Genomic DNA, 345 nt, shown 5'->3' with positions numbered 1-345 from the left:
GGGTGGCATAGCCTATTTCGGCAAACTTGTGGGTGAGGAATTCTTTGCCTGTCATGCGCGCGCCGTTGGTCAGGTTGAGTTCGATGTCGTCGCCGTCGCCGTTGATGATCTGGTCGAGTTCGTTGAGGGTGATGATGATTTGGGTGCGCACCGCAGGCTTGGAACCGCTTGTTTCTTTGTTGAAGAAGATGTCGTTGGCGGCTTGAAGCAGGTCGGTGTTGGTGGATTCGAGTACGCCGCGCATGTTGGCGATCGTGGTGGCGTCGTCGGTAATGGAGAGGGTGTTGGGTCCTTCGGCTCTGTAGGTAATCCGCACACCTGGTTTGGCTATGCGTTTGGCGTGGA

At 56.2% G+C, this 345-nt stretch carries 1 pseudogene; it reads right to left on the bottom strand.

Annotation, left to right across the window (positions count from 1 at the left end):
• Window positions 1-345, bottom strand: a pseudogene (locus tag HMPREF2978_RS00885) (HNH endonuclease); the annotation flags it as partial.

The organism is Corynebacterium sp. HMSC074C01 (assembly GCF_001814605.1).
Classification (GTDB): Bacteria; Actinomycetota; Actinomycetes; order Mycobacteriales; family Mycobacteriaceae; genus Corynebacterium.
Note: the sequence above shows the minus strand (reverse complement) of the source record. Positions and strands in the feature narration are given on the sequence as shown.